The following is a 21752-nucleotide window of genomic DNA, read 5'->3' as shown; positions in this document are numbered from 1 at the left end:
AAAATAAACATTTACATTTACCCAATCTTAAATTTGCATCAGTGTTATAACTATTTCTATTTACAAACAACAATTGCCATGAATTTTAAAATAAACCACCTGCAGCACACCGGTATACCTGTAACCGATTTGGACGTTTCCGAAGCTTTTTATAAAAAATTAGGATTTGAAAATGTAATGGCCTCCGGCTTTGAACACAACAGTGGCAAAGGTACTATGGCAATGATGCAACAGGGAGCAATGATTGTTGAGCTATACCAGATGCCGCCACAAGAGCTGGAAGAAATCAGAAGCCGCTCTAACGGTCACATAGATCATATTGCTTTTGATGTATCTGATATTGACGAAGCATTCACAGAATTAAGAAATGACGGCTTCAATGTAATGGAGGCTGCACCTGTATTTTTGCCCTTCTGGAAAAATGGTTGTAAGTATTTTAACATCACCGGGCCCGACGGAGAAAGGCTGGAGTTTAACCAGATATTATAACAATTATAAGCGATGAATAACGAGCAGGATGCCGCAGATTGATGCTGGAAAAAGGATACAAAATTTGACAAAAAAAATGTTGCCAGTTTATCCGCAACGCTGCTAAAATAAGAAGTAACTATCTTGCGGCCGCATATACCTGGCAAACAAAATCAACAACACTATTCATGATAATATTAAACGGAATTACATGGGATCAATCAAGCATTTATGGTCCACTGGCAGCAGCCTCCAAACTATACGAAGAACAATTCGGCATACGGGTGGAATGGGAAAAAAGACCACTTTCCAGTTTTAAAGATCAGTCACTACCCGACCTTGCTACCAAGGCTGATTTACTCATAATTCAGCATCCGCAGACCGGTGTTGCCGGCGAAACCAACTGCCTGCTCAACCTGGATGAATTGCTGCCTTACGAACAACTGCAGGAACTGGAACACCAATCTGCCGGCCCGGTTTTTTTGAGTTACTATTACCAGCAAAAGCAGTGGGCATTGCCGTTAGATGCCACAATGCAATGTGCTGCCAGCCGGCCCGATTTGCTTGACGGCCACCCGGTTCCCACCAACTGGGATGAAGTTTTTGAATTAGCCGAAATATTAAAACAACAGCATTTAAACATTGGCATGGCGCTTTCTGCCACTGATTGTATGTATACCTTCCTATCACTTGCCGTTCACCTCGGCTCGGCCCCGCGGGAAAATAATACGCTGTTGGTAACAAAGGAAGTTGGCATGCTGGTGCTGGAAGGGATGCGTAAACTAAGAGATAATTTTCATCCAAAATGTCTGGATTGGACCCCAATTGAATTATATGACCATATGGCAACGGAAGATGATATTCCTTACTCGCCGCTGGCATTTTGTTACAACAATTATTCAAGAGATGGCTTCAGAAAAAACCGGCTGCGCTTTCACAATGCCCCGGATGTTAAAGACGTGGTGTTGGGTGGTGCAGGAATTGCTGTATCGGCCACTACAAGCGCTCCTGCAGAGGCCGCAAAATATGCAGCGTGGCTGTGCAGTGCTGCAGTTCAAAATGATGTATATGTAAATGCCCAGGGGCAACCCGCCAATATCATCGCATGGAAAGATCCTGCAGCCAATGCGATGACAGATAATTTTTTCAGCAATACAATTGATACATTAACCTATGCATACGTTCGCCCAAGGTATAATGGGTGGGCCGCTTTTGAGCAATATCTTGGTGAGACGCTGCACACTTTTTTAAAGCATAACAGCAATGCGGCTGAGGTATTGGAGCAGATCCAGGAGGCTTATCATTTCTCTTATGCCTATAACAAAAAAAGCAATCAGCAGAATACTCCCTGAAGAATTACAGCACTAAAACAGATAACGGTTTTTTATAGCGAGTGAACTTTTTTCACCGGTCCATTTTGGCATTTGAACATAACTGCTTTCATTACTCAACGGTAACATAAAAATCACGCGTAATCAATTTTACGGTGTGGTGAAAAGGCAAGAATTTTTTTCTTTAACTCGGCAGGTTTATAAGGTTTTAATACATAATCATCAAAGCCTGCCTCGTTGATTAATGACTCCATATCTTCAAGTAAACTGGCGGTAAATGCAAGCACCGGCGTTTTCTGATCTGTTTCCCTTATTTTTTTTACTGTTTGATAACCGTCCATTTGTGGCATTTCAAGATCCATCAATATAAGGTCGAACTTATGAAATTTCAACAGCTCTAAAGCATGAATTCCATTCTCGGCTTCTTTAACCAATACACCCCACCTGCGTAAAAAACTAATCAGTATAGTGGCATTGATGGCATTATCTTCTACAACCAATATTCTCAATCCCTTGGTATCGGTAATGTGTTCAAATCCTGCTTCATGTGGTACCGGTGCTTTGGGTTCTTTGAGTTGGGCATTCTCAAAACAAACGGAAAAATAGAAACTGGCTCCTTCACCGGGTTCACTTTCTACTTTTAGTTCGCCACCAAACTTAGCTACCAGCTTTTCGCTGATAGTAAGCCCAAGCCCTGTGCCCCCAAACTTTCTGCCGTGGTCTTCTGTATGTACCTGCGCAAACCCTTGAAAAATTTCGGCTTGTTTTTCTACAGGAATACCAATCCCCGTATCAGTTACTCTGAAAGACACCGTAGTGTTCAATCCATTTATAGCTTCAATAGCTACCTTAAAAGTAACATTGCCCGCGGTGGTAAATTTTAGTGCATTGGATAAAAGATTATTTAAAATCTGGCTCAATTTCAATTCATCGCTCGCAACCGTAACGGTGCTTAACTCGGGGGGAGCTGAAAATCTGAATTCAAGATTTTTGTCATTGAACTGCACTTCAAATGCTTCAATTACATTATTAAGACAGTGCTCTAAATTAAACACTTGTTTTTTAAGTTCCAGTTTGCCGGCATCTATTTTACTAAAATCAAGAATATCATTAATGATGCCCAGCATATGTTCTGAGGAATATTTTAAAATATTGATATGCCTTTTAATATTCTCAGGCAAATTGGCTTCCAGCAATACAAGATTGGAAGTACCAATAATTCCGTTTAAAGGGGTACGTAGTTCATGACTCATGCTGCTTAGAAACCTGGCTTTTGCCCTGGCCGCTTTTTCGGCATTCTGCTTATAGCTTGCCAATTCCTGCCGTGCATTTTTCTTAGCTGTTAAATCCCTGAAGGTAATTATCTGCCATTTCACCTCCTCTTTAAAAAAAACAGTGCTGCGGACAGCAGTATAAAATTTTTCTTTACAATAATTAATAAAACCGGCCTCACCTTCCCAGTAATCCGGAATACCATTCATCATCAAATCCTTGTTGTCACTATCTTCTGCCAGGTAGCGCATCATGATCTGGTTAATTTGCAACTTTTTCAGATTTACTTCTGGCGGAAGCGCAAACAATGTCACCATATGTTCGTTAAAATCAACGATATCATTGGTTTCAGTATTGATAACCACATAAGCGTCAATGTACAATTGCAAAAAAGCATCGTGAAAAGCAAGGTCAACGCTGCCTTCTTTTTTACTGTCGCCAAACAGCCGGTTAAAAAATCCGCTGCTTTTTTTGTCTGCTTGTATCATATGAACACTTTGTAAGTTTTACCTATAACAGCTTGAAACGAAAAAAACCTTAAATTATTTGCGTTGCGAAAACTAAATTACTGGCCTCTACAAAATGGATGTTACCATTTAAAATAATACAACAAATTTTACGTTATAAAACCAAACCATGTAAAAACCAAATTGTATTGTTTCATGAATGATGGATCTTTTGAATTTAATGCCCAGCTGGATGGACAATTTTTAGAAAGTATTTATGATGGTGATCATGAACATGCGGAAATGGTTTTTGAGCAGTTCATACAATCTGTTAACGGTCACATGGATGAAATAGAAGCAGGCTTTAACAGTGGCGATGCCGAAGTTTTCAGGAAAGCCATTCATAAATTTAAGCCGGTACTGAGTTTTGTGGGACTTACAAAATTGACAGAAGCTGCCGCAAACATTGAAAAAAAATGCACCGGGATGACGGATGTAAACAATTTAGCTACATTATATACTTTACTTAAAAATGAACTGATTGAAAAAATACCGATTATACAAAACGACCTGATAAAACTTAAATCCATAACCTCTTAACCCAACTTATGAAACTAACTGCACTAATTATTGATGACGAACCGATTGCGCGCAATTTTCTAGAAAGATACTGTGAAAAAACGGGCACCATTGATGTTGTTGGCTCATTTCCTGATTCTGAAAGCGCTTACAGTTACCTTCAGCAAAATGAAGTGGATATATTATTTCTAGATGTTGAAATGCCCGGAGATAGTGGCTTTCAGCTGTTGGACAGATTAATTGTGATGCCTAAAGTAATATTAACCACCTCTAAAACAGATTATGCATACGACGCTTTTCAATATAAAGTTACCGACTATCTTAAAAAGCCTTTTACTTACATCAGGTTCCAGGAAGCAGTGGGAAAAGTGAATGAATCTTTTGAGGATAAAAAAGAAACACCTAAACAGGAAGACATTTTTATCAAATCAAACGGGAAATTAATCCGCCTGAACTATGATGATATTTTATATATTGAAAGCTTAGGCGACTACGTTAAGTATTGCACCTTTGATAAAAAATACGTTACCCACAGCACACTAAAAGCGGTTGAAGAAAAAATGAATCAGGGCTGTTTTATGAAGGTTCACCGATCATACATTGTTAACCTGCGTAAAATAAACAATATAGAAGACTATACTTTGTACATTGGCGACTCTGTAATACCGATCAGTAAAATGCTGAAAACAGAAGTGATGGGAAGAATAAACGTTGCAAGCTAACTCCTCAATAAAACAACCAATCTAAAACGATGCCTCTTACGGGGCATTTTTTTGTTGCTGAAAACTCAACGGGGTAGTGTGTTTGAAATCGTCTTTTTCCAATCTTTCGCCGAAGCCTGCAAGCATTTAAACGAAATGTTTTTCAGCATTTAAATTTAGTTTGCATTTTTACATCAGCAAAGAAACAATAGCTTTTTAAATGTCAAATCCTGTCCGGTAGCCGAAGAAAAGCCAATCCAAACATTCTAAAAACAACCTGTCCCAACATCCTGAAAAAACTAAGATCCTTTCCATGAAAAGACCAAATGCAATTACCTAAGAAACGCCAAATTCAATTATCAAAAAATCCAGCGTTTATCCTAAAACCAGGCATCGGAAGATGTAAAAAAAATGGATAGTTGAACCACAGGTAACAATAAAATTGCAGACTATAAAAAAATGTCCCCTACCCGGGACATTTTTTATTTGCACGCTGGTCTTACCCGTTCCCAGCCTCCGGCTGTTAGTACACCTGTTATTTTAATAAGGCGTACAATGAACATCATTCGCCGAAACATGCTTTCCATTAAACGAAAAATAAAAATCTGCTGAGTAATAAATTGCATTTTTTTACATCAGAAAGAAAAAAGAACAGCTACATATAAAAGCCGATATCCTAGGAAAAACCAACTTCAAATCCTACAACATTTATACCCTGTTACCAAAGATCAATTCAATACTTTTGAAAAACCACCAACATGGTTAACAGGCGGCAAAAATGAGGGCCTTTACTTCAGGTTAGTTATGTTCCATTACCCGGATATTTTTTGAACGTGGCTATTTCAACAGATTGCTTCACGAACTTATTTTCTTAACTGTTGTTTCCAACAAACTATTCTCCGGCGCTTCAAAAATAACGCGTTAAAAAATTTAACGATCTGCTAACGGCAGCGGGCAATCATAATAAACATGCAATACCCGTTTACAAAGTAAGGCTATACCCCTTTGTGACAAAGCATCCCAGCCTTTTCCGAATAATTATCTGCTGAAATATTTCTTCAAAGGGCATTGATTTTGCTAACCTGCCGATGTTGGGCGTTTCAATTCATCCTCTTATATTGCGATACCAATCATTCAAAAATAACCAGCAAACTTTTACACCACATTGATAATTTATGAAAACCAGCTTACTTATTTTAGTTGCCCTTACGGCCATTATATCACCAACATTTTCGCAAGATATATTTATTAATAAAGACACGCTTATCAACAACACCTGGAAGATTCCTTCAGGAGCCATTATAAAATTTGGAAGTAAGGGACATATCAGTGGCACAGGTACCATAAGGGGTGGTATCATCGACGCCTCTTTAGAGCAATGGATCTTTGATACCACCTTAACCATCATTCCGGAAGGTACTTACGGCAAAGATTTTAGTGCAAAATGGTTTGGCGCCGGCAGGGTAAAAGATAACAGCAATGCGCTGCAAAAAGGCATCAACACGGTTCTTGCCAACAATGAAACCCTGCGCAATTTTTATATTCCCAAAGGCACCTATAATTATGGTACTCCCCTTATCATTGCCAATACTTACAAGGGCCAGTACAGTGGCAGTACTATTCACATGTATGGCGAAACTTCTTTTTGGGATTGTTGCAGTGGTACTACGTTAAGATACATGTCAACCGGGGGCTTCGCCCTTGGATTGCAATTAAATAAAGGCACGGAAATAAATAATCTCGCCATTACGGGGCAGTTTAAATCTCCAGCCGGCACCGATACCGCCTACTACAATACACCGTTCGAAAAATACAAAGACGCCAATGGAAAATGTGGTGATTACTATTTTGGAATTGTAATTGATTTCGACGGATCAAAAAATGTAGGCGGCAGCACCGGTGTAAAAATTCATGATGTAGCTGTCAGCAATTTTACAATTGATTATATGGTGAGTCCTAACGGAAAAACTTTTAATGCAGATATCCTGATCTTTGAAAACATAAAATGCGGTGATGCAAAAGTTGGATTCGCCTCGGGCCAGGCACAGGAAAAGGGCAATATCATTCGGGGTATTTATTCCTGGGGAAGCTTACATACGCTTATTTCTATTGGTCACTATGGCAAATCACAAGCCGGCTACTACACCATCGATGGAGGTAATATTGCCGGCAGGTGTATCCGGCTCTTTGATATCAGTCAGAGTGGATGGTATGCTACTTCTATCTCTAATCTTTACTCTGAAAGTATTGCCTCCATTGGTAATGTGTACTCGCAGATTCCGACGGCCATCAATAATTGCAATTTCCATTTTGTCTATGCAAAAGTCATTGGCAAGCAAACTATCCTTAATTCCAACAACGATAAAATTAAATTCAGCAATTGTATCTTCCGGTATTATGGATCAAAAGAAGACATGAAATTTGCCGGCTACGCAACCTATGACAATTGCTTTTTCAGCGGCACTGTGGTGAAATAGCCCATAACGGTCTGAAACCATGCTTACTGTTTCAATATAATTTATCCGTCTATTTTTCTGGATTTAAATATATTTGACAATCGATGATTAATCTTCGATTGCGATTTTTTGCGTATGCTCTGAAATACGTCAATTACATTTATTACAGAAAATTTTCGCCGTTATGCAGTACAAAAAAGTATTTACAGGAACAATTACCTTGTTGCTGTTTGCACAAATTGCAGTTAATGCACAAAGCAAGCAATCGTTTGTAAAAAGTATACCGGAAGGTGAGGGCGTTTCATCACAAGCCATCAATCAATTTTTGGATGCTGTTGGCAAAAGTAAGAATGAGTTGCATAGTATTATCATACTGCGCCATGGTAAGCTCATTGCACAAGGTTGGTGGAATCCATACGGACCAGATTTGAAACACACTTTGTACAGCTGCAGCAAAAGCTTTACCGCAACGGCAATTGGCTTTGCGATTGGTGAAAAAAAGCTAACAGTAAATGATAAAGTGATTTCATTTTTTCCTGAAGCAGTGCCGGCAGTGGTTAGCCCCAACCTTGCAGCATTAACAGTAAAGGATGTGCTGAGTATGTCTGACGGGCAAGATCCTGATCCAACATTTTCGCATGTAAGTATGGACAGTGACTGGGTGAAATCTTTTCTTTCAGTGCCTGTAGTATACAAGCCGGGAACAACATTTTTATACAATACACTGGGCACTTATATGCTCTCTGCCATTATACAAAAAGTAACCGGGCAAAAAGTAATTGACTATCTGAAACCAAGATTGTTTGATACGCTGGGCATTGAAGGAATGGATTGGGAAATTGATCCCAAAGGTATTAATACAGGCGGTTGGGGGTTGCGTTTAAAAACAGAAGACATGGCAAAATTCGGCCAGTTGTTTTTACAGAAAGGTAAGTGGGATGGCAAACAAATTTTACCAATGGGATGGGCGGAAGACGCTTCTACCGCCAAGATCATCCAACACCCTGATTACCCGCAATCAAAAAAAGACTCCAGCGATTGGGAGCAGGGTTATTGTTACCAGATGTGGCGTTGCAGGCACAATGCCTTCAGGGCTGACGGAGCCTTTGGCCAATACATTATTGTGTTGCCAGAACAGGATGCAGTAATTGCCATCACAGCAGAAACGGCGGACATGCAGGATGAAATCAACCTGGTTTGGAAATATTTATTACCAGCCTTTGATAAAAATAAATTGCCGGATAACAAAACTGCAGCAAGCGCATTGGAACAGAAACTGGCTTCGCTTGCCCTGGCATTACCTGCAAAAAACGCATTAACCTCAACGACGGAAAGTTTTAATAAAACATTTTCAATTGAACCCAACAGCCGCCTGTTTAAAAGCATTGCTTTTGATTTTAAAGGTGACTTATGCAACGTAACACTTGACACTGATACTATGACCTACCAGCTTGGTTTTGGAAATGGAGCATGGCAAAAAGGCGAAACCACCAAACACGGACCGTCACTGGTTGGCGGTGCCAAAGCAAGCTTCGTTGGGTTGCCTCCATTAAAAATTGCAGGCAGTTTTAGTTTTACAGATGAGTACACGATTGTGTTGCAATTGCGCTATATTGAAAGTCCGCATACAGAAAAAATTATCTGCCATCTGGATGGAAATAATTTAACGATGGATCTTGAAAACAGCTTCGACTATGGAACTAAAAAAACAACGTTAAAAGGCACTGCTCAATAATTTACTTAGTGAGTATATAATATCGCATGCTGATTTACCTGCGAAAATGCGTCATGTAAGTATGAAAAGTTGAAACAATACTGGCCTTGAAATGGTTTGTACTCATAAACTGCATATCATCATAATATTCTGACAACACCTTTTGATTGGTAAAATCAACAGCAGTAATTTGAAGGCTATGCACCGTTTCTTCGTTCTTAATTTTTTTTGAAAGCTTCCAGCTGCCAGTGAATTTTTCACTGGCAGCATTGGTATAATCCAGTGTTCCATTTTCAAAAAAAGTAATGCTGCCATTCACGAAAGGAAGCTGACTGGTACTGCCTCCCAGGCCAAAGCGGCCTACATCATCAATGCGCCAGGTTCCGATGATTCTTTTATCGTAACTCTTTAAAAAATCTTTGCTGCAGCCGGTAATCGTCACCAAGAGAAAAATGACCGCAATCAAATTTATTTTACCCATGACATCAAAATTTAAAAGATGAGTAAATCAACGTACATGTAACTCGTTTTAACAACTTTGGCCTTTACTAATCCTGAAGGTTTTATATAATTTTTGTCAAACAACCGGCCACGGAATAAGTACTTCATGTGTTTTTTGTCCACTTGGTATATCAGCAAAAGCACTTAAAAATATTGGCTGATGCGGATACCCGGCGTAACGCTCCTGAAAAAATTATTGAAATACATTGATGGCTCAATGGTAGTTTTTCTTATCGCAAATTTGCCAGCGCCCAACCGGAAAGTCTGTTTGTCAAAATACTCTCCTTCCCTGTGTATAAGATACCCTAACGAAAGCACAGCACTAAACGTAAAATCCTTCCTTGGATCGTGATCAGGTATGCCACCCTGTCCATACGTGAAGGTTAAAAAATCATTCCGGTAAGTCTGTAGTTTGTTTTGCGCATCCTTTGCAAAGATGAAATGCGGTTCCCAAAACAATCCTGGTTCCCATTTAAAAGTACGATCACGATTTGTCAGGGCGAGTTTAGCTCCAAGGCTAAAAGATGGAACAAAATAATTTTTATAGTTCTGTACATTAACCATAAAATTCAATACAAGAAAATCGCCGTGTGCGCCTGGTACAAAGCCCCTGGGGGCACCCCCGCTGATGGACCGGTCTTTCTTCAGGTAATGATCGCCGCCACCCAGTATCAACGGCCATTTGGTGTTTTCAAAATTTTTAATCGTGGTCAGTTTTTCTTTTACTGCACCATTGATGTAGCCGCTTAACTCATTCAGATCATTCAGGTAAAAAGTAAGGTGATAGTATCGATCGTTGGTACGACTGATTTTCTGTTGCGCCTTTGGCGGATTAGAAATTACACCAATAATATGAATGGTATCCTGTTCTGTTCTTAGAGAAGCCAGTTCGCCTTTGTTGATTAAAAAGCTGGCGCCTTTGGGCTGAAATTGTTGTAGCCGGATTTTTTTGCGCCCTTGCCCGTCGACAAAATAATCGATGCGTTTTGAAGTGAGTGGATCCCCAAGGGAATCTTTTAATGGAGCAATGTCCGTAATAAATGTCTGCAGTAATTTATCAATATCAGCAAGGGCCTCCAGGTCATTGATATCGGTTAACTCTACCTGCATTTTATTGCCTTTATTGAGGCTTATCCAAAAGCGCCGGTTGATGACAATATTTTCCGGCACTTCAAATGCTTTGTCTGATTTGTTGCTTTGAGCGCAAAGGTCTGACGTGATGCTGATTGCCAGCATCAAAAAACAAATTACTTTTTTCATTGTTATTTTAGTTTGATGGAGTGGTTTTGTTTTTAAAAAAATTCAGGTCGCTGATGTTTTGGGATGCTGATGTTGTAGTATAAGTTTCCGGGCTTACCGGGTTAAACCTGATCGAACGATAATCAGCGATGTGGTCATCCCTGCGTGTTGTTTCTTCCGGGTAGCCGAGCTCATTGATGTGAACTACTTTTAATTTTTGTTTTAATACCGGCCCTGCTGCAGCAATGGCAACTGGTGTAACGACGATCGGAGCGATGCTATTTTGTATAGGTTGAATTTCATTTTGCACTACTGTTCCCGTGCTTGTGGTAACAACTTCAGGTGCAACACTATCCATCGAAGCCATTGTTATTTTATCCTGCCGTGCAACTTTTACGGCTTGTCTTTTTTCAATTACAAGACCACTGTTTTCAGCCGGAGCAGGCGCAGGTTGGTTGATATTTTTATTGGGCATGGATGAGACCGGCTGTTGCTTTACTACCGCTGAGCTGTTATTTGCGTGTGAAGCAGTATTGTTTTTTAAAAATGGCAGCAGAATGACAAACAGCAGACAGGCAGCCGCGACCCAATACCATATCATCCTTTTTCGGCCGGGCTTTTTATGCAGGCGGCTATCCAGCTTTTCCCAAAGCGCATTGCTTTCGCTGCTGGTTAACCCCAGGATTGCCGGATCTTCCAGCCTGTCTTTCCAGGCCGCTCTATCTCGATTTTCGTTTGACATATCGGGTTCCATTTTGTGCTAGATTTTTTTGTAACAATATTTTTGCTTTGCTCAACTGCGATTTGGAAGTACCTTCTGTAATGCCCAGCATAGCCGCAATTTCTTTATGCTCCAGGCCTTCTATTTCGTACAGGTTAAACACCGTGCGGTAACCAACCGGCAACTGAACAATCAAATCAAATATTTCTTTGGCAGATAAATTATTCAACGCTTCTGCTTCCAGCGGGCAATCTGCTGCATCGGCTTCCGTGACAATAGTGAAAACATTTTTTTTGCGCAGAAGCATCAGACACTCGTGGATCATTATTTTTTTTACCCAGCTGTACAAAGCCGCATCTCCCTGGTACTGGAACGAGCCCAGCGTTTTAAAGAACTTGTAAAAGCCATCCAGTAAAACTTCTTCCGCATCTTCATTGCTTTTAACATAGCGGCGGCATACCAGCAGCATTTTATCGCTCAGCAAATCAAACAGGCATTTCTGCGCCGGGGCACTACCCTGTTTTGCTTGCCTGATTAACTGTGCTGTGTCCATATTAAATTTGAAAGATACCCGGTTGTGTACATTATTACAAATGCGGCGTGCAAGCATTAGGTTGTCCGGAGATAAAAATAATTTATTAGTGAGTGGGGAAAAGTGAATTGTGAATTGCTTATACCGATACCCGCATTATTCAACAAAATGCCAGCAAACACCTGCAATATCAATGATGTTTACTTCGAGGCCATACGGTTGCTTTTTGGGTGGTGAAACCCTGATGCCATATTTTTCCGGTAATTTTTTTTCTGTCACTGATCGATAGAACTCAGCCGCATTACTCACTTTTACACTTACCATAAAATTTTCGGCAAAGGCCTTATTTTCGTACTGCTGCAAAATAAACTTACAACCATCTTTTTCAAGACCGGCATATCCGCCCACATCCCAATTGACTGCAAAGCCCAACTCCTGAAAAAATAATTTGGATTTTTCAAATTCGCTGCCGGATGGAACAAATGGTTCCAGGGATAAAAATTGCATGCTGAGTATTTTTTAAAGCGCTGCTGTATGGCTGAATTATAGTAGGTTTCGTTTCAGGTAGTCATCAATCTTGAAGTTAATAATTTTTCCAGTTTTTCTATTGAATTTTGCGCAGATTTTGTGGCGGGTATCCATGTCTGATTAAGATTGCTGCATAATATGAAAAGATTCATTTCTCAAATGACCTGACCTTCGGGGCAGGAAGGAGTTTAATAGTATGCTGGTGAGCTTTAGCCCATTACTTATTTGGCTAAAGCAAGCGGCAAGAAAATCATAAGTCGCCGCCCTGAAGGACGGCGCAAGGTTATAATTGCCATCGTACCATTCATGATGCGTTGCTCCTTTCTAATTTTCAGCTAATTTATATCTGCCTCCGGCAGCATTTTCTTTATTAAAATAATCTGCCCTAAATGCTAGTGGAGGTGTTCAATAATACCGGTTATATTTCTGTAGTAATTACCATACTTACCATCCGCAAAATCGTCCCATAGTTTGGCTTCAGGCAGCTGTTCCAGCAGGCTGGCAAAGGCTTCTGCCTCCTTCCATATTTTTCCGAGTAACTGCTCCCAGTCTTCGCCGCATGCAATGGGTGGATGAGTGAAACTAAATTTATCACTGGCATCCATGGGCCACTCTGCAACACTTTCATTACAGCGCCTACGTAATACTTGGTATGAAACACCAGCGTGGCGATGGTATTAAAACTATTGACTTTTGTTGTAGCCTGCTGCCAGGTTACATCTGCAACTGTATCTTTCAGGTTCACCGCCGTCCAGTTACCGCCGAAGTGAACATCGCTGAATTGCTTTGCTATTTGTGCTGTTAAATTCATAGCAGTATTTTTTTGTCCCGTTGATATTAAAATAGCGTGCCATAAGGTGGTCGACCTTCTTGCACAAATTTTTAAAACACTTTTGTCTAAGGTCGACCACCTTGTGAATGCGATTTTGAAAATTATATGCTGGCAAAACAAACCTACAAAAAGTGTTTTGATTGTTTCTTACTCTTGCGATTTTAGCCACAACAATTGTTTTTCTGTATCCAGTACTTTTAGCCCACGACAATATTTATTTTTTCCCATCACCATTAAATAATGTTCCAATTCTCAATCTTTTCAAAAAAAATCTTACTCATTTTAATATTGCTGTGTTCAATACATTCATTTCATTTCCGTATTTGTAAAATTCTTCGTCATTTTCATCCCAGACATGATTAGAATCTTCCACATTTTTTTTACGCACATCAGCACCAATTCAATTCCCTTTGCAAATATTTGCTGTTTTGATGGCACAGATTGCATTACATTTTAAAAGACTTACAGCCTGATGTGCGCAGATGAATATGCTGAGCTTTGAATTAACAAATGTGAAAACTCCTGACATGTCTTTAGACCTGTCGTGATAATATCAGTGTTGGGTATAAAGTTTAAATGTACTCACATATCGAAGTATAACATATATATACTGTGAATCAGATTTAAAGTATTAAAAATTTGTACTAGCCTTTATTACAATAGCGGTTACATCATCACCCACAAAAGAATGCTGTTTAAGACTATTTTTTAAATGCTTCTATTCTGACCACCTCCCCTACTATAATATTTTTTTTATTTTAAACCATAACGAATAAATTGTGTTACTGGACTTTCCTCAACCCCCTTTCATAAATTATACAATATGCCGCAAGCCCCTGTTGCTATTTACAATCACCTGAATTATTTCAATGCCCTGTTTCATGAAGCCAAAGAAAATGCGGTACTGCTGCTGGATACCGATGGTATTGTACTGGAAGTAAACAAGGCTTTTATCAGCTCGTTTGGTTACGAACGGGACGACGTTTGCGGCAAGCATTTTAGAATGCTTTTTACCGAAGAAGACCGGCTGAAAGACCGGCCCGACAAAGAGATTGCAGCGGCCGTGAGCCAGGGCCAGGCATACGACAATAACTACCTGGTGCAAAAAGACAATGTAATTACCTGGGTATCGGGAGAAAGTACATTGATAAAAGATGAAGCAGGCAAAATCTATGTGCTGAAAATCATACAGAATATTAATGAACAAAAAATTTCTGAGAATGCAATTATCAGTCTCAGCAATTTTACGGACAGTATTTTAAAATCAATTGAAGATGGAATTGTGGTACTGAATAAAGACCTGAAAATTATCAGGGCCAACGAATCATTTTCAAGATTATTCGCCCTGGGTGAAACGAAAATAGCTGATGCTGATTTTGCAAAACTGATTGCACGTTATGACAAAAACAACGACCTGCTGCATAAAATACAACTGGCAGTCAGCAGCAAAAAAGGTTTCAGCAACGTACAACTACAACTGAGCGAAAACACCGCACAGGAGAAGATATTTGAGGTAAACTGCAGCCCGGTAAAAGATGGGTCAACTGAATCAAATGTATTGCTGATTGTACATGATATTACCGTGCAAAAGCAGGCGGAGCGTGACCGCGATGATATGATTGGTTTTATTGGTCATGAGTTAAGAAACCCCATCACCAATGTTCTGCTCTCGCATAATTTACTGGAAGCATTGGTTGAAACCAATGACGCGGGAACCATCAAAGAGTTGCTGGAGCGTAGCAAAAAAAATGTATTGCGGTTAAATAGAATGATCAACGAGTTATATAACTCCACTAAAATAAATGCCGGCCATTTTGAACTGGAAAAAACGGAATTCTATTTTACTGACATGATCTCCGAAGCCGTGGAAACGGTACAAATGTTGCACCCCGATTATAAGATTGCTGTTGATAATAGTGCCGGAACGGTCGTAACAGCAGATCGCTACCGGCTGGTACAGGTAGTTACCAATTACCTCGGTAACAGTATAAAATATGCCGGTGGCAAAAAAGACATCCGCATATCGATAACCATACAAAACAATTTTGTGGAAGTAGCGGTTAAAGACCAGGGAATCGGAATAGCTAAAGCTCACCTGCCTTTTATTTTTGACCGGTTTTTCAGAGCCGAAAAAACAATGAACCTGGAAGGTATCGGGCTGGGACTTTTTTTATGCAAACAAATTATACATGCCCACAACGGCCATGTATGGGCCGAAAGCGAGGAAGGTGATGGATCTACTTTTTACTTTTCTATTCCGTTGAGGCCGTAGTTTCTCCACTCGTTATTCACTAGTCACTATTCACCATTCACTACTCACCATTCACTACTCACCAAAAATCATCACCGCACCGGCACCACATTGCCCTTCAGCATTTTTACGCTGCCCAGCCGGTCGGTGCCTTTTATCATCCACACATAATTGCTGATGTTTTGTTTAATGCCTTTGTAGGTGCCATCCCACCCTTCACCAATATTGCTTGTTTCAAAAACAATATCGCCGTAGCGGTTAAATATCCTGAAGTATTCCAGGTTGCTGATGCCTACTGCTGCTGGCCTGAAGCGATCATTTAATCCATCACCATTGGGACTAAACGCATTGGGCACATAAAATCCGGGACCTTTTAACACACGCAGTTTTACTGTATCGTGCGCCGAACACCCGAGCTCATTTTTTACCGTTAAAGTAAATGTTTGAACTTTGATTAGCATGGCAGTTGGGTTAGCTATAAAGGGATTACTGAGTTGTTCCGGCGGCGACCATTCAAAACGTCCATTGCCAGTGCCGTTTAATTGGTAAGTCGCATTTTATTCGACGTTATCATCTTTGCCGGCATCGGCAATTACTTTTGGCAACACAGACAGGTTTATCATGGCGGTATCCAGGCAACCCTGGTTAGTTTTTACTATCAGCTGATAGTTGCCTGCACCAGTTACTAAATTTGACAACGCAAGGGCTTGCTGGTTGACTGTCCAGCTGCCGGTAAAGCCCGCAGTATTGTACTGGCTTGCCAGGTTCCGCGTATCTCCAAAACATATTTTCAGGTTTTTATCAGTCCCCAAAGTAGGTTTGGTATGAACGGTTACGGCAAGCATTGCCCTCGGCCCCTCGCAGTTACCGCCTACCTGGCTTACATCATAATGCGTTACAGCCGCCGCCAGCATGGAAGGCGTGGGCACGCTCTTATTGTCAGGGATTTTGGGCAACGCAGCAGCAGGGTACATGATTAACATGGTCAATAGTATACCCAGCAAAATGCTGTAACAGGTAAATTGGTTATTCATAATTCCCTTGGGTTGCTGCAGGCGATTCACACACTGCCTGAAGGATGCATCAATGGCAAAAGATACCAGACATGGATTGGTTTGCGATTTTTCAATTATGCAATAATTAAGCCGTTGTAAAAAATAGTTATGTACATTTCCGGCTATAGAATTTATCTTCCATACGCCTTTCCTGAAGCCTGATGAAATGCCCTTAATAGTTTAATTGAGTTGTTGGCACGCCCCTATCCTGTTTTGCTTAAAAAAAGCCGTTCGCTCATACTGCCCAAACACCGTATCCTCCTGGCATATCTCTCTGCGCCCGCATTATTTATTTTTCGCCTGTTCACCTTACTTTTGCATTTCTTTTTTTACATTTAAAATCAGCAGATGAAACTAGATATACTTGCTTTTGGCGCCCATCCAGATGATGTTGAACTGAGTTGCGCAGGCACTTTGATTGTTGAAAAATTGCAAGGGAAAAAAGTGGGGGTTATAGATCTTACCCGGGGCGAATTGGGTACCAGGGGCAGCGCCGAACTCAGAGCAAAAGAGGCTGCGGCTGCGGCAGCCATACTACAACTGGACGTAAGGGAAAACCTGGCGCTTCCTGATGGCTTTTTCAGAAACGATGAAGCCCATCAACTGCCTGTGATACAGGCGATTCGGAAATACCAGCCCGAAATTATTATTTGCAATGCGCCGGAAGACCGCCATCCGGACCATGGCCGGGCTGCTCAGCTGCTGGAAGATGCTGTTTTTTTGGCAGGGTTGCGCAAAATTGAAACGATGGAGGATGGACGGCTGCAGGAAATCTGGCGCCCCTCCTACGTATTTAATTATGTACAGGACAGGTACCTGCATCCCAATTTTGTGATTGATATTTCTGAGGTGATGGAGCAAAAAATTGCGTCTATTCAAGCCTATGGCACACAGTTTGTCAACCCCGATTTAGACGAACCGCAAACTTATATTTCTACGCCTGATTTTTTGGATAGCGTGATTTACAGGGCAAAGATGTATGGCAAAATGATTGGCGTAAAATACGCTGAGGGCTATATCAGCAAAAAAATGATCGGTTTTAACAATTTCAACGCATTTATTAAGGTAAATACCTGATTTGGGTATAAACATAAGGCCGATTGTACAGGATTAAAATGTAGTTTTGCAGCTTTAAATTAATATATTATGGCCACGCCAAAATTCATCAACAACTCTTCTACTTTTCACCAGGAATTAAAAGCCCGGGTAAGTCAGTATTTTGCTGATGTAAAGAAACCTTCAACCGGAAATATCAAGCTGTTTTTCAAGGCTATCTTTTTCTGTATTGCTTACGTCGCCCTCTATGTTCACCTTGTATATTTTACACCGGTTGCATGGGTTGCCATTATTGAATGTGTATTGCTGGGTTGCTTTACCGCTGCCATCGGCTTTAATGTAATGCACGATGGTGGTCACGGCAGCTTCAGTAAAAACAAAAGTGTAAACAGGCTAGCTGCCGTATCGGTAAATTTTTTAGGTGCCAGCAGCATTATGTGGGCGCAAAAACACAATATCATTCACCATACATATACCAATATTGATGGTATTGATGATGATATTGAAATTAAGCCTTACCTGCGCATGTGCACTACGCAAAAGCTATATAAAATGCACCGTTTTCAGCATTATTATGTTTGGTTTTTGTACACCCTGTTGCACCTGATCTGGATCTTTTTAACTGATTATCAGAAATATTTTAAGAAAAGAATCGGTACTGTTCCTATTAAAAAATTAACCGTAAAAGAGCACATTGCCTTTTGGGCTGCCAAAGTAGTGTACGCTGTTTTGTTTATGGCCTTGCCTATTTACATGGTTGGCTTCACTACCTGGCTGGTTGGCTTTTTAATTGCCAGTATGGTAACCGGTTTTGTTATCAGCATTGTCTTTCAGCTGGCACATACTGTGGAAGAAACCCAGTTCCCGATGCCTGAGGCCGACAGCAATAAAATTGAAAATGAATGGGCCATCCACCAGGTTCAAACAACGGCTAATTTTGCTACTAAAAATAAATTGCTTTCCTGGCTGGTAGGCGGCTTGAACTTTCAGATAGAGCATCACCTGTTTCCGAAAGTGAGCCATGTGCACTACCCTGCCATCAGCAAAATCATTAAACAAACCTGTTCCGATTACGGTATCAAGTACGTTGAATTTCCAAAAATGCGTCAGGCCATTGCCTCGCACGCTGCCTACTTACGCAGGATGGGAAGAGCGGCCGCCTGATAACTGCACGATAACATTTCATATCATTAAAAGCCATGTATATTTAGCATATACGTGGCTTTTTTATTTACCCAAACAATCTCAAAATAGGACACAATGAAAAATTATACCTGGCACGAAAAACATGAAAACTCGCTTTCCTTTGGCGACCGCCTTTCAGACAATGTTGCCAATGGCATGGGCTCCTGGCGCTTTATTATCATCCAAACTGTTTTTGTGATAATCTGGATGGGCCTCAATATTACCGGCCTTGTATTTCACTGGGATGTATATCCTTTTATTTTATTGAATCTCATTTTCAGTACACAGGCTGCGTATGCCGCACCCATTATCATGATGTCGCAAAACAGGCAAAGCAAGCGTGACAGGATTCAGGCGCAGGAAGACTATCAAACCAATATCGATGCAAAAAAAGAAATTGAGGCCCTTCAGATACGTTTAAACGAAATAGAAATACAAAAGCTGGATAAAATTATTGAGATGCTGGACGCCATGAAATTGAATAATATAAAGTCTGTGTAAGATTCAGTCTTTATCGTTCATGTTAAGGCTTTAAATGAGCACATTTTATTTAAGCGCTTTGCTGTCATCCGATCAAAATAACATCAAACAAACATTATAAGCCATCATACCTTAAATTTGCGCAACAAAGTATACACAGATGTCTGAAGAAAAGAGCCTGAATTTTATAGAAGAAATTGTTGAAGCGGATTTAGCAAGCGGAAAATACCAAACCATTCTTACACGTTTTCCACCAGAACCCAACGGTTACCTGCACATTGGTCATGCAAAAAGCATTTGCCTCAACTTTGGCCTGGGTCTTAAATATGGTGGCAAAACCAACCTGCGTTTTGACGACACCAATCCCACAAAAGAAGAAGTAGAATATGTAGACAGTATAAAAGAAGATGTACAATGGCTGGGCTTTAGCTGGGCAAATGAATTGTACGCCTCCGACTATTTTGAGCAGCTGTATTTGTTTGCAGTTGACCTTATAAAAAAGGAGTTGGCTTATGTGGACGATTTATCTGCCGAAGAAATAGCCACCTTAAAAGGCACGCCTACCGTATCGGGTATGGATAGTCCGCACCGCACCAGGACCGTTGAAGAAAACCTGCAACTGTTTGCTGATATGCGGGCAGGAAAATATACCGATGGAGAAAAAGTATTGCGGGCTAAAATCGATATGTCGGCCTCCAACATGCACATGCGTGACCCTTTACTGTACCGCATCAAACATGCTCACCATCACCGCACCGGCGATGCCTGGTGCATTTACCCGATGTATGATTTTGCCCATGGGCAGAGCGACAGCATTGAAAATATCACCCATAGTATTTGTACGCTGGAGTTCATCCCTCACCGGGAATTGTATGACTGGCTGATTGAAAAACTAGACATTTTTCCCTCCAAACAATATGAATTTGCCCGGCTTAACATGACCTATACCGTGATGAGCAAACGCAAGTTATTGCAACTGGTTACAGAAGGCCATGTGCAGGGCTGGGATGATCCGCGTATGCCCACCATCAGCGGTATGCGCAGGCGTGGATTTACAGCAGAAAGTATCCGTAGTTTTTGCGATAAAATTGGTGTGGCAAAAAGGGAAAATATGATTGACTTCAGCCTGCTGGAATTTTGCTTGCGGGAAGATTTGAATAAATCTGCCCTACGGGTGATGGGAGTACTTGACCCGGTAAAATTAATCATCACCAATTATCCCGAAGGGCAAACAGAAGAACTGGTAAGCGAAAACGGGCCGGACGAAGCATATGGCACCAGGATAGTGCCTTTCAGCAATACGCTATGGGTAGAAAGGGACGACTTTATGGAAGTGGCAGCAAAGAAATGGTTCAGGCTTGCACCGGGTGCTACCGTGCGTTTAAAAAGCGCTTACATTGTACGTTGCGACGGTTTTACAAAAGACGCTGATGGCATAGTAAACGAAATACACTGCTCTTATCTGCCTGAAACAAAAAGCGGCCACGATACCAGCGGCATGAGTGTAAAAGGAACCATCCATTGGGTGAGTGTTGAGCATGCATTACCAGCCGAAGTACGTTTGTATGAAAGATTGTTTAAAGCAGAAAATCCTTCCACTGAAGAAGGCGATTTTAAAGAATACATCAACGAAGATTCATTGACCATCATACCAAATGCCCGGGTAGAAAGATCTTTGGCACGTGCTACTATTGAAAGCCGTTACCAGTTTTTAAGAAAGGGTTATTTCTGCCTGGATAAAGAATCTACGCCTGAAAAAATGGTATTTAACAGAACCGTTACTCTAAAAGATGCCTGGTCTAAAACAGCCAATAAAGCCTAGGCCTTTTTGTCCTGCTCCATTTTAACATTGGGAAAAGCGGACGCTACGAGCAATAGTATAACACAAGCCATCATTAAAAAAATGCCGGCTTTTTTTTCGGGGCAGTAAGCGTTGTAGCAAGAGGTAAAGAGGATATATGTTTTGATTGCATAGCCCACGCCGAGTGCGGCTATAAAAAGATTGGCACGCTTGGCCCATAACTTTGGGAGCAGCATAAATCCAAATACAATGATAGCGATGGTGGACAGTAATTTACCTGGTTTGCCGTATTGATTCTGAAAGCTAAAAAAACCGGTAAAAGTACGCTGCGCTTCACTTGTAATATGCGGATCGGCATAGTAAGTCCATGGCAAAAAACAGGCTATTACAAGCAGTATACAGGCTGCTAACCCAACGCGGTGCATAACGGTAGAAAATGCCATAGTGATGATAATTTATCCTTCTTTAATTTTTTGTAACCAATAAGCCGGTGTTCTTTCAAAGCCGGTACCGGATAAACCAATAGGATTACCAAACAGTAATCCTATTCAATAAGTGCCGGCAAATCTTACAATTTTTAATTACTACTTTTTAAATACTCTCT

Annotated in this window: 21 protein-coding genes; 11 read left to right on the top strand and 10 right to left on the bottom strand. The window is 40.7% G+C overall.

Annotation, left to right across the window (positions count from 1 at the left end):
• Positions 1 to 78 precede the first annotated feature (78 nt).
• Together QWZ08_RS14845 and QWZ08_RS14840 are read left to right on the top strand one after the other, a co-directional pair.
• On the top strand, positions 79 to 489 hold the full coding sequence (locus tag QWZ08_RS14845; protein ID WP_290338240.1) for a VOC family protein: 411 nt from the start codon (positions 79 to 81) through the stop codon (positions 487 to 489).
• Between the two features lie 167 nt (positions 490 to 656).
• Entirely contained in the window at positions 657 to 1820 is a 1164-nt protein-coding gene (locus QWZ08_RS14840; protein ID WP_290338239.1) for an extracellular solute-binding protein, read from the top strand.
• A gap of 113 nt (positions 1821 to 1933) precedes the next feature.
• On the opposite strand, the gene QWZ08_RS14835 is transcribed toward QWZ08_RS14840, so the two are convergent.
• Positions 1934 to 3559, bottom strand: a complete 1626-nt coding sequence (locus QWZ08_RS14835; protein WP_290338238.1) for an ATP-binding protein — start codon at positions 3557 to 3559, stop codon at positions 1934 to 1936.
• A gap of 174 nt (positions 3560 to 3733) precedes the next feature.
• Here QWZ08_RS14835 and QWZ08_RS14830 point away from each other — a divergent pair, with 174 nt between their 5' ends.
• The 4 genes from QWZ08_RS14830 to QWZ08_RS14815 all read left to right on the top strand — a co-directional run bounded on the left by QWZ08_RS14830 (position 3734) and on the right by QWZ08_RS14815 (position 8988).
• The gene (locus tag QWZ08_RS14830; RefSeq protein ID WP_290338237.1) at positions 3734 to 4117 is read left to right on the top strand and encodes an Hpt domain-containing protein; all 384 of its coding nucleotides are present in this window, start codon (positions 3734 to 3736) and stop codon (positions 4115 to 4117) included.
• An 8-nt stretch (positions 4118 to 4125) separates the two neighbouring features.
• Positions 4126 to 4818: a LytR/AlgR family response regulator transcription factor gene (locus tag QWZ08_RS14825; protein ID WP_290338236.1), complete on the top strand. Its 693-nt coding sequence runs from the start codon at positions 4126 to 4128 to the stop codon at positions 4816 to 4818.
• A 1154-nt stretch (positions 4819 to 5972) separates the two neighbouring features.
• On the top strand, positions 5973 to 7274 hold the full coding sequence (locus tag QWZ08_RS14820; protein WP_290338235.1) for a hypothetical protein: 1302 nt from the start codon (positions 5973 to 5975) through the stop codon (positions 7272 to 7274).
• Between the two features lie 163 nt (positions 7275 to 7437).
• The gene (locus tag QWZ08_RS14815) at positions 7438 to 8988 is read left to right on the top strand and encodes a serine hydrolase domain-containing protein (RefSeq protein WP_290338234.1); all 1551 of its coding nucleotides are present in this window, start codon (positions 7438 to 7440) and stop codon (positions 8986 to 8988) included.
• A gap of 34 nt (positions 8989 to 9022) precedes the next feature.
• On the opposite strand, the gene QWZ08_RS14810 is transcribed toward QWZ08_RS14815, so the two are convergent.
• From QWZ08_RS14810 to QWZ08_RS14785, 6 genes are all read right to left on the bottom strand, one after another.
• Entirely contained in the window at positions 9023 to 9448 is a 426-nt protein-coding gene (locus QWZ08_RS14810) for a hypothetical protein (RefSeq protein ID WP_290338233.1), read from the bottom strand.
• Positions 9449 to 9612: 164 nt separating this feature from the next.
• Positions 9613 to 10728 carry a hypothetical protein gene (locus QWZ08_RS14805; protein ID WP_290338231.1) on the bottom strand — a complete coding sequence of 372 codons (1116 nt, stop codon included), beginning with the start codon at positions 10726 to 10728 and terminating at the stop codon, positions 9613 to 9615.
• Positions 10729 to 10735: 7 nt separating this feature from the next.
• Positions 10736 to 11449, bottom strand: coding sequence for a hypothetical protein (locus QWZ08_RS14800; protein WP_290338230.1), 714 nt, complete (start codon positions 11447 to 11449; stop codon positions 10736 to 10738).
• Positions 11427 to 11981, bottom strand: a complete 555-nt coding sequence (locus QWZ08_RS14795; protein WP_290338229.1) for an RNA polymerase sigma factor — start codon at positions 11979 to 11981, stop codon at positions 11427 to 11429. Before QWZ08_RS14795 ends, QWZ08_RS14800 begins: the two co-directional genes overlap by 23 nt.
• Positions 11982 to 12116: 135 nt before the next feature.
• Positions 12117 to 12467 carry a VOC family protein gene (locus QWZ08_RS14790; protein WP_290338228.1) on the bottom strand — a complete coding sequence of 117 codons (351 nt, stop codon included), beginning with the start codon at positions 12465 to 12467 and terminating at the stop codon, positions 12117 to 12119.
• 439 nt (positions 12468 to 12906) lie between these two features.
• Positions 12907 to 13299, bottom strand: coding sequence for a hypothetical protein (locus QWZ08_RS14785; RefSeq protein WP_290338227.1), 393 nt, complete (start codon positions 13297 to 13299; stop codon positions 12907 to 12909).
• A gap of 844 nt (positions 13300 to 14143) precedes the next feature.
• On the opposite strand from QWZ08_RS14785, the gene QWZ08_RS14780 reads away from it, so the two are divergent.
• Positions 14144 to 15592 (top strand): PAS domain-containing sensor histidine kinase, encoded by a 1449-nt coding sequence (locus QWZ08_RS14780; protein ID WP_290338226.1) that lies wholly within the window; start codon positions 14144 to 14146, stop codon positions 15590 to 15592.
• A 71-nt stretch (positions 15593 to 15663) separates the two neighbouring features.
• On the opposite strand, the gene QWZ08_RS14775 is transcribed toward QWZ08_RS14780, so the two are convergent.
• The gene (locus tag QWZ08_RS14775) at positions 15664 to 16032 is read right to left on the bottom strand and encodes a T9SS type B sorting domain-containing protein (RefSeq protein ID WP_290338225.1); all 369 of its coding nucleotides are present in this window, start codon (positions 16030 to 16032) and stop codon (positions 15664 to 15666) included.
• A 96-nt stretch (positions 16033 to 16128) separates the two neighbouring features.
• Positions 16129 to 16605: a hypothetical protein gene (locus QWZ08_RS14770; RefSeq protein ID WP_290338224.1), complete on the bottom strand. Its 477-nt coding sequence runs from the start codon at positions 16603 to 16605 to the stop codon at positions 16129 to 16131.
• A gap of 369 nt (positions 16606 to 16974) precedes the next feature.
• On the opposite strand from QWZ08_RS14770, the gene bshB1 reads away from it, so the two are divergent.
• From bshB1 to QWZ08_RS14750, 4 genes are all read left to right on the top strand, one after another.
• Positions 16975 to 17703 (top strand): bacillithiol biosynthesis deacetylase BshB1, encoded by a 729-nt coding sequence (gene bshB1, locus QWZ08_RS14765; protein ID WP_290338223.1) that lies wholly within the window; start codon positions 16975 to 16977, stop codon positions 17701 to 17703.
• A 69-nt stretch (positions 17704 to 17772) separates the two neighbouring features.
• Entirely contained in the window at positions 17773 to 18846 is a 1074-nt protein-coding gene (locus QWZ08_RS14760; RefSeq protein WP_290338222.1) for a fatty acid desaturase family protein, read from the top strand.
• 96 nt (positions 18847 to 18942) lie between these two features.
• A complete protein-coding gene (locus QWZ08_RS14755) occupies positions 18943 to 19368 on the top strand; it encodes a DUF1003 domain-containing protein (RefSeq protein WP_290338221.1) in 426 nt (141 codons plus the stop codon).
• 139 nt (positions 19369 to 19507) lie between these two features.
• Positions 19508 to 21169: a glutamine--tRNA ligase/YqeY domain fusion protein gene (locus QWZ08_RS14750; protein WP_290338220.1), complete on the top strand. Its 1662-nt coding sequence runs from the start codon at positions 19508 to 19510 to the stop codon at positions 21167 to 21169.
• Here QWZ08_RS14750 and QWZ08_RS14745 read toward each other — a convergent pair.
• Positions 21166 to 21591 (bottom strand): hypothetical protein, encoded by a 426-nt coding sequence (locus QWZ08_RS14745; RefSeq protein WP_290338219.1) that lies wholly within the window; start codon positions 21589 to 21591, stop codon positions 21166 to 21168. The two genes, QWZ08_RS14750 and QWZ08_RS14745, sit on opposite strands and share 4 nt — an antisense overlap.
• Between the last annotated feature and the right edge of the window lie 161 nt (positions 21592 to 21752).

Source organism: Ferruginibacter paludis (assembly GCF_030409685.1).
In the GTDB taxonomy this organism is placed as follows: Bacteria; Bacteroidota; Bacteroidia; order Chitinophagales; family Chitinophagaceae; genus Ferruginibacter; species Ferruginibacter paludis.
Note: the sequence above shows the minus strand (reverse complement) of the source record. Positions and strands in the feature narration are given on the sequence as shown.